Below are 12,384 nucleotides of genomic sequence, written 5' to 3'. Positions count from 1 at the left end.
GTGGTCCGCGACCGTCAGTCGTCGAGGGCCTTGAGCAGGGTGAGGTTCTTGGACAGCTCCGCCTCGTCCCCGTCGACCGCGGCCCAGAGGATCTCGACACTACAGCGGACGATGCACCAGAGCCGACCGATCTCCTCGTCGAGGCCGGCGGCCTCGCACGTCACTTCGAGCCGTCGGCGCACTGACCAGCGCATCGCGGCACCGGTGCCATGCTCGTCAAAGCGGTTGCGCAACAACGGGTGCAACTCGTAGCCAGCTGCCCCCGCCAAGGGCTTGGGGTCGATGGCGAGCCACGGTGCGCGGTCGGCCGCGAGGACGTTTTGGAAGTGCAGATCCGTGTGGAGCAGGACTCTGGGCCCCGGCTCGGCGAGCAGGTCCCGGGCCAGCCCCGTCACCCGGGTGACCACCCGTCGGGGCACGTCCGTGCGCTGGCGCAGCTTGGTGAGATACGGATCGAGGTATGCCGCGAGCGTGCGGATCGTCGGTGGTGCCGGCACGTGGAGATCGCGATAGAGACTGCCGATGGTGGCGCAGGCCTCGTCGATGTCGAGGGTGTTGAGGTCCCGGGTCGAGTCGAGACGCTCCAGCAACAACGCCCCTCGCGACGGGTCGGCGGCGACCAGCCGCACCGCGCCTCGTCCGTCCCACGCCCTCAGCGCGAGATGCTCCTGCGCGGATTCGACGTGCGGCCAGCCGACCTTGAGGACGAGCGGATCGCTGTCTGGATCGGCACGTCGAACCACGGGATGGACGACCGCGGTCCACCCAGTCATGGGCTCCCCGGCAAGGGCGACATCCCACTCGTCAAGGCACTCGCGGGTGAGCCGGTCGACGTCACGAACCCAGTCCGCCCCCGTCGGTCCGCCTTCCGCCGGGAGGCGACTCATCCAGGTGAGCCACTGCTGTGGCGCCTGTGGGCCGGACCGGCGTTCTTCACTCACGCGAGTCCAGGGAAGGCAGTGAGGGGTATGCCGTGTCGATGTGCCTGCGCTGCAACGGTGCCCATCCATCGGGGAACCATGGCAAAGGTGGCGTCGGCATCGGCGTCGGTGTCGCTGAGCCCCCGGAGGTTGGACCCGAAGCTGCTCAGCAGCATCGTCATCGCCTGCGTTGCGAGTGCCTTGGCCTCGGCAGGAGTCGTCACCGGATGGGGGAGTGGCTGGCCGAGTTCCGGCACAGGGGCCGCGTCACCGGCAGCCGCGACGAGCTCGGCGGTGAGCCTGTCCAGGCTGGCGATGCTCTCGAGCGCCGCCTTGCGGGCGGCCTGGGGGGAGCGCGCGGCCGCGACCTCGAGGAAGTAGCCGGCTGCGCGCGCGGTGGCGATGAGGGGCGCCAGCGCCTGGGGTGCCGACCACGTTGGCGCCGGAGCAGGTGCCGCCGAAGGCTTCCCCGTCGCGAGCTCCAGTGCGGCATGGGCCTGCCCGAGCACTGCGAGGAGCGTCGGACGCAGTTCCTTCTCCGCCGCGGACGTTCCCGCTCCTGCCGTGATGATCGAGCCCTCGACCGTGGCCACTGTCCCTGGCGCAACCGGAACGGCGGATGAGGAGGGCGCTGGGGACGGTGTGCCTGACGTGGACGGCACCGGCGTCGGTGAAGTGGAGGTGGAGGGGGACGGGGTCGCCGACGGCAGTTCGTCCTGCGGCACACCACGCTGGCGCAGCGCGTCGTGGAGGACCGTTGCCTGCCGCTGGTGCAGGGGAGCGAGCAGCGCCGAGATCGGCGCCTTGGGGTCCACCGTTGCCAGGCCCGCCGCCTGTAGGGCGGCCAGGAGCCGGAGCAGGGCGCCCTCGCCCTCGATCGGCGACCGGGTTGGCACGAGAGGCACGCGCGGAGCGTCGTCCTCGAGCCGGATGCCGCACCCCGTGAGGACGGCGATGGCTGCTCCGATGGCCCCCGCCGTCACGAGGCGCCGGGACGGGGTCGGGCCCGTCGAGGTGACGTCACGCATGGCGGCATCCTCGCACGCGTGGAAGAGGGCGGCCGCGCACGGCTAGAGTGGGCGTTGCTGCAGCAGCAACGCGGTTCGAGAACTACAGAGAGGGAGACCGATGACCCGGGACACCGGAGTGCAAGAGCTGATCGACGGTGCACTGCACGGTTCAGGAGTCGTCCTCGAAGAGGTCGTCGTGACCCCTGCCGGACGCCGTCGCGTCGTCAGGGTTGTCGTGGACCGAGCCCTCGAGGTCTCGGGTGACGTCACCGAAACCCTCCCTTCCCTCTCACTCGACGACATCGCCGCGGCCACCCGGACCGTGAGCGACGCGCTCGATGAGTCGGATCTGCTTGGCGAGCAGCCCTACACGCTCGAAGTCACCTCGCCCGGTGTCTCGCGCCCACTCACGACGGCCAAGCACTTCCGACGCAACGTCGGCCGCCTCGTGGTGGTGACTCTTCGTGACGCCGAATCGGTCACCGGCCGCATCGTCCGCGCCGGCGTCGACGATCTCACCCTGGTGATCCCGGCCGTCAAGAAGTCGCCGGGGCGTGACGAGACCCTTGCGTATGCCGCGATCGACCGTGCCGATGTGCAGGTCGAGTTCTCGCGCGTCGAGACCACCGCCGACCCCGCCGACACCGGCATCAATGACGACGACACCACCGCACCTGATCAGGACGCAGAGGCAGACACTGACGCCGACACTGTCGACCTGGCGTCCGACAAGGAGAGCTGACCCATGGATATCGACCTCGCCGTCCTTCGGGGTGTTGAGCGTGAGCGCGACATCTCGCTCGACGTGCTCATCCCCGCGATCGAGCAGGCCCTTCTCCTCGCCTACCAGCGCTCCGATGGCGCCTACCGCACCTCGCGGGCAGAGCTCGACCGCAAGACCGGGCACGTGACGATCTGGGCCCGTGAGGAGTTCGAGGTTCCGGTCGAGGAGGAGCCCGCCGAGCCTGCTACCACCCCAGCGTCTGCGGATGTGGCTGCTCCAGTCACCGAATCCGCAGACGCAGCGGGGGTGAGCGGCGCTGATGCCGAGTCCGAGAAGGTCGCAGCGGAGCCCGTCGAGCGGCCGGCGCCGCGCATGCGTCGTGAGCACGGCCCCGAGTTCGACGACACCCCCACCGACTTCGGTCGGGTCGCCGCCGCCACCGCTCGCCAGGTCATCGTCCAGCGCCTGCGCGACATCGAGGACGACGCGATCATGGGTGACTTCAAGGGACGCGAGGGCGACATCGTCGCCGGCGTCATCCAGCAGAGCCCTGACCCGCGCCACGTCACCGTCGACTTCGGCTCGGTCGAGGGCATCCTGCCGCTCGCCGAGCAGGTCCCTGGTGAGAAGTACGTCCACGGACAGCGCCTGCGCGTCTACGTCGTGAGCGTCAAGCGCGGCCTGCGCGGACCCCAGATCGGTCTGTCGCGCACCCACCCCAACCTCGTCCGCAAGCTCTTCGCGCTCGAGGTCCCCGAAATCGCCGACGGCAGCGTCGAGATCGCCGCCCTGGCCCGTGAGTCCGGACACCGCAGCAAGATCGCGGTGCACACCAAGGTCGCCGGGCTCAACGCCAAGGGGGCCTGCATCGGCCCGATGGGTGCCCGCGTGCGCGCCGTCATGGCCGAGCTCCACGGCGAGAAGATCGACATCGTCGACTTCAGCGAGGACCCGGCCACCTTCATCGCGTCGGCGCTCAGCCCGTCGCGGGTGCAGTCGGTCGAGATCGTCGACTGGCAGCTGCGTGCGGCCCGGGTCATCGTCCCCGACTACCAGCTCTCGCTTGCCATCGGTCGCGAGGGGCAGAACGCCCGCCTCGCCGCCAAGCTCACCGGCTGGCGCATCGACATCCGCTCCGACAACCCCGACGCAGCCACCGGTCAGGGGGGCGCTCAGAGCCCCGCTGAGCCGTCCGGTGACGCGCCCGACGCTCGCTAGGCGCTAGAGTGGAGGGGACCGATCGGACTGGACTCCGGGCTCGGGCGTCTCACGCTGAGGCAAGCACACGGCATACATCGTCTTTGGTGGGGCCCGTGCGCACCTGCGTGGGGTGTCGAGCAACGGATAGCCGGTCGGCACTCCTGCGAGTGGTCGTTGGAGGTCATGGGGCTCTCGTTCCCGATCTTCGACGGTGTCTTCCGGGGCGCGGCGCATGGCTGCACCCCACCGGAGACTGTTTCGACCTCGCCGTCCGACGTCGGGCGTTCGGGCGTGCGCTGCGAGTCAGCGCACCTCTTGACACCGCAGCCGTGGCGGAGTGGATCGCCACCCACGAGCAGACAACCCACCAACCCGCCCCAGGGAACCGACCGTAGCTCTGAACAGAGAGTGGTTTGACGCTGATGAGCACCCGATGAGAACTCAGTAATGAGCTCCCCCCCAAGTTAGCGGTCCGCGATTTCTGCTTCGTCAGGTCGCTTGGACCAGAAGAAGGAGAAAACGTGGCAAAGGTTCGAGTCAGTGCACTCGCCAAAGAACAAGGAGTGACCAGCAAGGTCCTCCTCGAACGCCTCAATGAGATGGGCGAATACGTCAAGTCGGCGTCCTCGACCGTCGAGGCACCAGTCGTGCGTCGTTATACGGAGAAGTTCCCGTCTGCTGCGCCCGCTGCAGCCCCCGACGCGGCCAAGCCGGCCGCGCAGAAGGCACCAGCCCCGGCAGCGCCTGCCCAGGCCGCCCCCGCCGGGTCCGGCACCGCGCCGGGCACCCCCGGCCCCAAGGCACCGTCGGCGACTCCCGCCCCGGCCGAGTCCAGCAAGCCCACCCCCGGCCCGGCGGCTCCCGCCCCGGCCGCCCCCGCTCCCGCAGCTGCGGCGACCCCGGCTCCGGCCGCTCCCGCCCCAGCCGCACCTGCTCCCGCAGCGCCTGCTGCGGCCACGCCTGCCCCGGCAGCGCCGGCTCCCGCAGCACCCGCCCCCTCGGCTCCGGCCGCGAAGGCGACCCCTGCCCCCGGCGCACGCCCGGCTCCTCGCCCCGGCGCAGGTTCCCCGCGCCCCGGCAACAACCCGTTCGCTCCCAGTCAGGGCATGCGTCAGGGCCGCGATGGCGGTCGTGACGCTGGTCGTGATGCTCCTCGTGACGTTCCCCGTGAGGGCGCTCGCGAGGGAGGCCGTGAAGGATCCCGCGAGGGTGGTCGCGAAGGCGGCGGCTCCGCCCGTCCCGGCAACAACCCGTTCGCACCGAGCCAGGGCATGCCGCGTCCGCGCAGCGCACCCCGTCCCGGTGGCGCCCCCGGTGCAGGAGCCGGCGCAGCCGGTCCGCGCCCCGGTGGTGCCCGTCCCAGCCCCGGCATGATGCCGTCCTCGAGTGCGGTCGCCCGTCCGGGCGAGCGTCCCGGTGGCGCTGCTCGCGGTGGCCGACCGGGCGCCGGTGGCGCTGGTCGTCCCGGCGGCGGTGGCCCCGGTGCAGGTGGCGGCGGTTTCGCTGGTCGTCCCGGCGGCGGTGGCTTCCGTGGTGGAGCCGGTCGCGGTTCGACTGCCGGTGCCTTCGGTCGTGGTGGTGGCCGTCCCGGTCGCGCCCGCAAGTCCAAGCGCGCCAAGCGCGCTGAGTTCGAGGAGATGCAGGGACCCTCGATCGGTGGCGTGAGCGTTCCCCGTGGTGACGGCAAGACCATCATCCAGGTGCGCCAGGGTGCATCCCTCACGGACTTCGCCGACAAGATCAACGCCAGCCCGGGCTCGCTCGTCACGGTCATGTTCCACCTCGGTGAGATGGCGACCGCGACCCAGAGCCTCGACGAGGACACGTTCCGTCTGCTCGGTGCCGAGCTCGGCTACGACATCCGCATGGTCTCGCCCGAGGAGGAGGAGAAGGAGCTGTTCGACGCCTTCGACATCAACCTCGAGATCGGTGTTGCCTCCGAGGATGAGGACGACCTCGCGGCACGCCCGCCGGTCGTGACCGTCATGGGTCACGTCGACCACGGAAAGACGCGCCTTCTCGACGCGATCCGCAACGAGAACGTCGCTGGTGGCGAGTCCGGTGGCATCACCCAGCACATCGGTGCCTACCAGATTCACAAGGAGCACGAGGGCGTCGACCGTCCGATCACCTTCATCGACACCCCGGGTCACGAGGCGTTCACCGCCATGCGTGCTCGTGGTGCGAAGGTCACGGACATCGCGATCCTCGTTGTCGCAGCCGACGACGGCGTCATGCCGCAGACCATCGAGGCGCTCAACCACGCCCAGGCAGCGGACGTCCCGATCGTCGTCGCGGTCAACAAGATCGACGTCGAGGGCGCCAACCCGTCCAAGATCCGTCAGCAGCTCACCGAATACAACCTCGTGGCTGAGGAGTACGGCGGCGAGACGATGTTCGTCGACGTCTCGGCCAAGCAGGGCGAGAACATCGATGCGCTGCTCGAGGCCGTCCTCCTGACCGCGGACGCCGCTCTGGACCTGCGGGCCAACCCCGACCGTGACGCCCGTGGTGTCGCGATCGAGGCCAACCTCGACAAGGGCCGTGGTGCGACCGCGACGGTGCTCATCCAGTCCGGAACGCTCCACGTCGGTGACGCCATCGTCACGGGCAGCTCCTACGGCCGCGTTCGCGCCATGCTCGACGAGCACGGTGAGAACGTCAGCGAGGCGACCCCGTCGCGTCCGGTCCAGGTGCTCGGTCTGTCCTCGGTCCCGCGTGCAGGCGACACGTTCGTCGTCGCGCCCGATGACCGCACCGCACGCCAGATCGCGGAGCGTCGCGAGTCGGCCGACCGTCAGGCCAGCCTGGCCAAGGCCCGCAAGCGCATCTCGCTCGAGGACCTCAACGAGGCGATCGCGCAGGGCAAGGTCGACACCCTCAACCTCATCCTCAAGGGTGACGTGTCCGGTTCTGTCGAAGCCCTCGAGGACGCGCTCCTCCAGATCGATGTGGGTGAAGACGTCGACCTGCGGATCATTGACCGCGGCGTCGGTGCCATCACGATGAACAACATCAACCTGGCCGTGGCCTCCAACGCCATCATCATCGGCTTCAACGTCCGGGCCGAGGGCCTGAACGCTGACTACGCCGAGCGTGAGGGCGTCGAGATCCGCTACTACTCGGTGATCTACCAGGCGATCGAGGAGATCGAGCAGTCCCTCAAGGGCATGCTCAAGCCCGAGTACGAAGAGGTGGAGCTCGGCACCGCCGAGATCCGCGAGATCTTCCGCTCGAGCAAGTTCGGCAACATCGCCGGATCGATCGTCCGCAGCGGCGAGATCAAGCGCGGCACCAAGTCACGCATCACCCGTGACGGTGTCGTCGTGTCCGAGAACGTCGAGATCGCCGGCCTGCGCCGGTTCAAGGATGACGTCACCGAGGTCCGCGACGGCTTCGAGTGCGGTATCAACCTGGGGTCCTACAACGACCTGCAGATCGGCGACCTCATCGCCACTTACGAGATGCGAGAGAAGCCCAGGTCGTGATGCGTCGGGTCCCACGCTCTGCGTGGGCAAAGCCCCGGGCCTGATCGCCTGAGGCTGCACGCCTGACGTGACCGGCCGGCATACCGACATTTCGGTATGCCGGCCGCTCGCGTCAGGAACATCACCGCCCCACACGTTTCCCGCACCTAGGGTGTCGGGGAGAGATCACCAGCACAAAGGAGTTGTCGTGGCTGACGCCGCACGCGCCCGCAAGGTCGCCGACCGCATCAAGACCCTCATCGCGCAAGGGCTCGGCTCGATCATCAAGGATCCCGACCTCGGGTTCGTGACGATCACCGATGTCCGCGTGACCAACGATCTCCAGCACGCGTCGGTGTTCTACACCGTCTTCGGTGACGAGGCCCAGCGCGCCAAGACCACCTACCTGCTCGAGGAGAACCGCGGCAAACTGCGCAGCCACGTCGGCAAGAACCTCGGCATCCGGCTCACCCCGTCACTCGAGTTCATCGCCGACGCGATCCCCGAGACGGCGGCCCACCTCGAGGACCTCCTGCGCGAGGCTCGTGAGCGCGACGCCGCCGTGGCGGCGGCTGCGGCCGGAGCGACGCACGCCGGCGACGCCGACCCCTACCGTCACGATGACGACGACAGCGGCGAGGCTGACGACATCGAGGTCGAGGCCGACGACGCAGAGTCTGACGCTGCGCCCGCACGCGCCGAGACCAGCGGCACCGACCGCGCGTGAGCGACACGGTCGACGGGCTCCTCGTCGTCGACAAGCCGAGCGACTGGACGAGTCACGACGTCGTCGCGCGTGCCCGTCGGCTGTGCAACACCCGCAAGGTGGGGCACGCCGGCACCCTCGATCCGATGGCTACGGGTGTGCTCGTCCTCGGAGTGGGCCGGGCGACCAAGCTGCTCACCTTCCTCGTCGGCTGCGACAAGGACTACACCGCGACGATCCGTCTCGGGCAGGCCACCCTCACCGACGACGCAGAGGGTGAAGTGACCAGCGCTCCCGGGGCCACAGACGTGACCGATGCCGCCATCGCCGCTGCGGTCGTCACCCTCACCGGTGCCATCGAGCAGGTCCCCAGCTCCGTGAGCGCGATCAAGGTCAAGGGGCAGCGGTCCTATCACCGTGCCCGTGCGGGGGAGTCCGTCGACCTCCCCGCTCGGCCAGTGACGGTGTCCCGCTTCGAGATGGGTGAGGTGCGCCGGTCCACGGTCGTCGGCGATGACGGTGATGAAGGCACAGGCCTCGTGGTCGTCGATGTGGATGTCGAGGTCACGGTGTCGTCCGGCACCTATGTCCGGGCCCTCGCGCGCGACCTCGGAACAGCGGTCGGGTCAGCAGGGCACCTCACCGCCCTGCGACGCACACGCGTCGGGGGATTCGGTCTCGACACGGCATACCCGCTTGCAGATCTGGAGACGCGCCAGGGTGAGGCGATGCCGGTCATCCCGCTCGCCGACGCCGCGCGGGCCGGGTTCCTTGCCCGCGAACTCACCGACGACGAGGCCCGCACCATCGGCTACGGGCAGCGCCTCCCGTCCGCCGAGCCAGGGCGCGTCGAGCCGGTCGCGGCGTTCGCTCCCGACGGTTCTCTCATCGCGATGCTCGACGAGTCCGAGGCCACAGCGCGGAGCCACGTCGTGTTCGCCCCGGCGAGTTCGTAGAGTGTCCACCGTGCACCGCTTCACCGACCCCGCCGAGACGCCCGACGAGCTGGCGCCCTGTGTCGTCACGCTCGGCAACTTCGACGGCGTCCACCGCGGGCACAAGGCGGTGCTGTCGCGCCTCATCGAGATCGGACGCGAGCGCGGACTTCCGGCCGTCGCGGTGACCTTCGACCCGCACCCCCTCGCAGTCCTGCACCCCGACCGGGCGCCCGAGATCATCACGCCCAGCTCGGTGCGTGACGACCTGCTCGAGACGACTGGTCTGAGTGGCCTGCTCGTCCTCGAGTTCACCAAGGACTTCGCCCAGCAGTCGCCCGAGGAGTTCGTCAAGAGCACCTTCGTCGATGGTCTCCAGGCCAAGGTCGTGGTGGTCGGCGTCGACACCCGGTTCGGTTACAAGAACTCCGGCGACGTCGCGACCCTGCTCGAGCTCGGCCGGGCTCACGGCTTCGATGTCATCGCCCTCGAGGACGTGGGCGAGGGTGAGCGGTGGTCATCGACCTCGGTCCGCAACGCCCTCGCGGAGGGAGATGTCGCCGCCGCCGCCCGCGTGCTCGGGCGTCCCCACCGGGTCGTTGGCACTGTTGTCCACGGTCACCACCGCGGTCGGGAGATGGGCTACCCCACCGCCAACCTCTCACCGGACTCAGCTGGCCTCGTCCCCGCCGAGGGCGTCTATGCCGGCTGGCTGACCCGCCTCGACCTCGAGGCCGGTGAGCCCGACCGCACGATGCCGTCCGCGATCTCCATCGGCACGAATCCGACGTTCGACACCATGGACCGACGCACCGTGGAGGCCTACGTCCTCGACCGTGACGACCTCGACCTCTATGACGAGCGCGTCGTCGTCGAGTTCGTCGAGCACATCCGCCCGACCCTGCGATTCGACAGCATCGACGACCTCCTCGTCGCCATGTCCAAGGATGTCGAGCAGTGCCGCGCGGTGCTCACCCAGATCGTGCACTCCTGAGCGTTCGGGGCAGCTGGCTCCGCCAGGACCTCGGCCTCCTCGTCGGGGCCGCCGGGACGTCCCTCATCGGCGCCCTGCTCGTGTGGTCCGCCACCCACGAAACGGCCGGCACGGCATACCTCGTCCGTCATCTCCTCAACACGGCCATCGGCATCGGGCTCGCCGTCGGCGTGACCCGGCTCGGGCACCATGGGCTGCGGCTCGTCGCCCCGTGGCTCTATGGCATCTCCCTGCTGGGGCTCATCGCGGTCCTCACGCCGCTCGGGTTGACGATCAACGGGTCCCGTTCCTGGATCCCCGTCGTCGCCGGGTTCACGGTGCAGCCTTCCGAGTTCGCGAAGGTCGGCCTGGCCCTCGTGCTCGCGTTCGTCCTTGCTGATCGGTGGGAGCGCCGCGTCGCGCCGAGCAACCGTGATGTCGCGCTCGCCTGGGTGCTCGCGGCCGTTCCGGTTGGGCTGATCATGCTGCAGCCGGACCTCGGGTCTGCCGTCGTCCTCGGGGCCCTGGCCTTCGTCGTCATCGCCATCGCGGGTGCCCCTCGTCGCTGGGTCGTGGGGGTCGGGCTCGCGGCCGTGGGCCTGGTCGTTGCCGCCCTGACCACGCCACTGCTCAGCGACTACCAGCGAGACCGCCTGCTCGCGTTCGCGAACCCGAGCGCCGATCCGCAGGGCATCGGCTACCAGACCCGCCAGGTGCGGCTCGCGATCGGATCGGGTGGCTGGTCCGGCCAGGGCTTCATGGAGGGCAGGCAGACCCAAGGCGGGTTCATCCCCTATCAGCTCAACGACTTCATCTTCTCGGTCGCGGGGGAGGAGCTCGGCTTCATCGGTGCGGCCGGACTGCTCGTGCTGCTCTCCTTCATCGTCATCCGGGTCTTCGTCGTCGCCGGGCGCTCGGGCGACGCGTTTGGTCGTTTCGTCGGTGTCGGGGTCGGCACCTGGCTTGCGTTCCAGGTGTTCCAGAACGTCGGGATGAACCTCGGGGTCATGCCCGTCACCGGTCTGCCGCTGCCGTTCGTGTCCTACGGCGGCTCGTCGATGTTCGCGTCCTGGCTCGCCGTCGGCGTCGTCAATGCGGCGTATGCCGCGGGGCACCGCGACCGCGTCTAGCCTTCCGACTCGTCGTGGTGGGCGAGGAGGGCCTCGACGACGGCGAGGAACGACGCCTCCGCCCGCTCGGGTGGGCCGAGGAGTCCGGCGAGCTCGAGGCTGACGAACCCGTGGGCGATCGCCCACATGCGGCGCGTGTGCTCCCACGGGTGGGTCTCCTCGGGGAGGAGGCCAGCCGCCACGGCTCGCTGCGCCGCCGCCTGGAGTTTGGTGAGGGAGTTCTCGCCGACGCGACGGTCTGCTGGCGTCAGGGGAGAGGTGCCGCCGGCAATCCCGCCGAACATCACGGCATACAACTGCGGGTTCTTGAGTCCGTTGGCGCGGTAGGCGCGGGCGACGGCTACGAGGTCGGCGCCCGGGTCGTCACTGACGGGGAGGTCCTCGAGGTGGAGGTCGAGCTGGTGGAAGCCCTCGGCCACGACCGCCCGGACGAGGTCGGTCATGCTGCCGAAGTGCGTGTAGACGGTCATCGTCGACGTGCCGAGCTCGGTCGCGAGTCGGCGTGCGCTGAGAGCCGACGGGCCCTGGGTGGCGAGGAGCGTGGCGGCGGCCCGCACGACCTCGTCGGCGGCGACCTTGGGCTGGCGCATGGGTCTCGACCTCTCGTCATCACAGTGTTATGCTCCGTCGTATAACACTGTGATGTTAACGCAGCATCGGGTCGAGTGCCCGGTGGGCGACACGAAAGGACCGAGATGGTTCAGCTCCCCACCTGGAAGAGCATGGGCGGCAACGCCACGTTCGCCCGCCGAGGCCTCAGCGTGTGGCCACCGTTCCTCTTCGCCGGTATTCGTGTGTCGGAGCTGAGCCCGGACTTCCGCCGGGCCAGGGTCGAGCTGGCGGATCGCGGGCTCACCCGCAACTACGTCGGAACCCAGTTCGGCGGCTCCATCTTCGCGATGACCGACCCGTTCTGGATGTTCCTCACACTGCGTGCGCTCGGAGACGACTACATCGTCTGGGACCAGGCCGCCGAGGTGCGCTTCGTCAAACCGGGGAAGGGGCGACTCCACGCCCAGTTCGCGGTCACTGACGAACTGCTCGACGAGCTGCGTGAGGCAGCCAGCGGGGGAGACAAGGTGCTCCGATGGTGCGAGACCGACGTCCTCGACGAGTCCGGTGAGGTCGTGGCCCACGTGCGCAAGCAGCTCTACGTCCGGCTCAAGAAGCGCGCCACGAAGCAGGAACCCGTCACCGTCTGACACTGCGGTGCGGTCCGCATCGGGTCGCTGGTCATTACCCGTGGGTCACATTTGCCCCGACAGGCTTCGCGAGACGCCTTCTCTGTGGGAGCATCCGGCAACGAGTTTCCCCAATGA

The 12,384-nt window shown here is 69.3% G+C and carries 12 protein-coding genes; 9 read left to right on the top strand and 3 right to left on the bottom strand.

Features of this window, described 5'->3' with window-relative positions:
- Positions 1-14 precede the first annotated feature (14 nt).
- Together V6K52_RS13035 and V6K52_RS13030 are read right to left on the bottom strand one after the other, a co-directional pair.
- Positions 15-941, bottom strand: a complete 927-nt coding sequence (locus V6K52_RS13035; RefSeq protein WP_353950541.1) for an aminoglycoside phosphotransferase family protein — start codon at positions 939-941, stop codon at positions 15-17.
- Positions 938-1,948, bottom strand: coding sequence for a hypothetical protein (locus V6K52_RS13030; protein WP_353950540.1), 1,011 nt, complete (start codon positions 1,946-1,948; stop codon positions 938-940). Before V6K52_RS13030 ends, V6K52_RS13035 begins: the two co-directional genes overlap by 4 nt.
- Positions 1,949-2,048: 100 nt before the next feature.
- Between V6K52_RS13030 and rimP the strand changes: the two genes are divergently transcribed.
- From rimP to V6K52_RS12990, 8 genes are all read left to right on the top strand, one after another.
- Positions 2,049-2,672, top strand: a complete 624-nt coding sequence (gene rimP, locus V6K52_RS13025; RefSeq protein WP_353950539.1) for a ribosome maturation factor RimP — start codon at positions 2,049-2,051, stop codon at positions 2,670-2,672.
- A 3-nt stretch (positions 2,673-2,675) separates the two neighbouring features.
- A complete protein-coding gene (nusA, locus tag V6K52_RS13020; RefSeq protein WP_353950538.1) occupies positions 2,676-3,872 on the top strand; it encodes a transcription termination factor NusA in 1,197 nt (398 codons plus the stop codon).
- Positions 3,873-3,880: 8 nt separating this feature from the next.
- Positions 3,881-4,249 (top strand): YlxR family protein, encoded by a 369-nt coding sequence (locus V6K52_RS13015; protein ID WP_353950537.1) that lies wholly within the window; start codon positions 3,881-3,883, stop codon positions 4,247-4,249.
- A 126-nt stretch (positions 4,250-4,375) separates the two neighbouring features.
- Positions 4,376-7,342, top strand: coding sequence for a translation initiation factor IF-2 (gene infB / locus V6K52_RS13010; RefSeq protein ID WP_353950536.1), 2,967 nt, complete (start codon positions 4,376-4,378; stop codon positions 7,340-7,342).
- Between the two features lie 187 nt (positions 7,343-7,529).
- Positions 7,530-8,048: a 30S ribosome-binding factor RbfA gene (rbfA, locus tag V6K52_RS13005; protein ID WP_353950535.1), complete on the top strand. Its 519-nt coding sequence runs from the start codon at positions 7,530-7,532 to the stop codon at positions 8,046-8,048.
- Entirely contained in the window at positions 8,045-8,983 is a 939-nt protein-coding gene (truB, locus tag V6K52_RS13000) for a tRNA pseudouridine(55) synthase TruB (RefSeq protein ID WP_353950534.1), read from the top strand. Before rbfA ends, truB begins: the two co-directional genes overlap by 4 nt.
- Positions 8,984-8,993: 10 nt before the next feature.
- Positions 8,994-9,956, top strand: a complete 963-nt coding sequence (locus V6K52_RS12995; RefSeq protein ID WP_353950533.1) for a bifunctional riboflavin kinase/FAD synthetase — start codon at positions 8,994-8,996, stop codon at positions 9,954-9,956.
- A complete protein-coding gene (locus tag V6K52_RS12990; RefSeq protein WP_353950532.1) occupies positions 9,920-11,065 on the top strand; it encodes an FtsW/RodA/SpoVE family cell cycle protein in 1,146 nt (381 codons plus the stop codon). The genes V6K52_RS12995 and V6K52_RS12990 overlap by 37 nt, the downstream gene beginning before the upstream one ends.
- On the opposite strand, the gene V6K52_RS12985 is transcribed toward V6K52_RS12990, so the two are convergent.
- Positions 11,062-11,655, bottom strand: coding sequence for a TetR/AcrR family transcriptional regulator (locus V6K52_RS12985; protein ID WP_353950531.1), 594 nt, complete (start codon positions 11,653-11,655; stop codon positions 11,062-11,064). The genes V6K52_RS12990 and V6K52_RS12985 overlap by 4 nt on opposite strands.
- 105 nt (positions 11,656-11,760) lie before the next feature.
- Between V6K52_RS12985 and V6K52_RS12980 the strand changes: the two genes are divergently transcribed.
- Positions 11,761-12,267 carry a DUF4442 domain-containing protein gene (locus V6K52_RS12980; protein ID WP_353950530.1) on the top strand — a complete coding sequence of 169 codons (507 nt, stop codon included), beginning with the start codon at positions 11,761-11,763 and terminating at the stop codon, positions 12,265-12,267.
- The last annotated feature ends 117 nt before the right edge of the window (positions 12,268-12,384 follow it).

The organism is Knoellia sp. S7-12, assembly GCF_040518285.1.
Classification (GTDB): Bacteria; Actinomycetota; Actinomycetes; order Actinomycetales; family Dermatophilaceae; genus Knoellia.
This window is presented reverse-complemented; position numbering and strand designations above follow the sequence as displayed.

What these genes read in the sequence shown, in the direction of transcription:
- V6K52_RS12980 (WP_353950530.1), top strand. Translation starts at nt 11,761, where the DNA reads ATGGTTCAGCTCCCCACCTGGAAGAGCATGGGCGGCAACGCCACGTTC.
- rimP (WP_353950539.1), top strand. Translation starts at nt 2,049, where the DNA reads ATGACCCGGGACACCGGAGTGCAAGAGCTGATCGACGGTGCACTGCAC.
- V6K52_RS12985 (WP_353950531.1), bottom strand. Translation starts at nt 11,655, where the DNA reads ATGCGCCAGCCCAAGGTCGCCGCCGACGAGGTCGTGCGGGCCGCCGCC.
- nusA (WP_353950538.1), top strand. Translation starts at nt 2,676, where the DNA reads ATGGATATCGACCTCGCCGTCCTTCGGGGTGTTGAGCGTGAGCGCGAC.
- V6K52_RS13030 (WP_353950540.1), bottom strand. Translation starts at nt 1,948, where the DNA reads ATGCGTGACGTCACCTCGACGGGCCCGACCCCGTCCCGGCGCCTCGTG.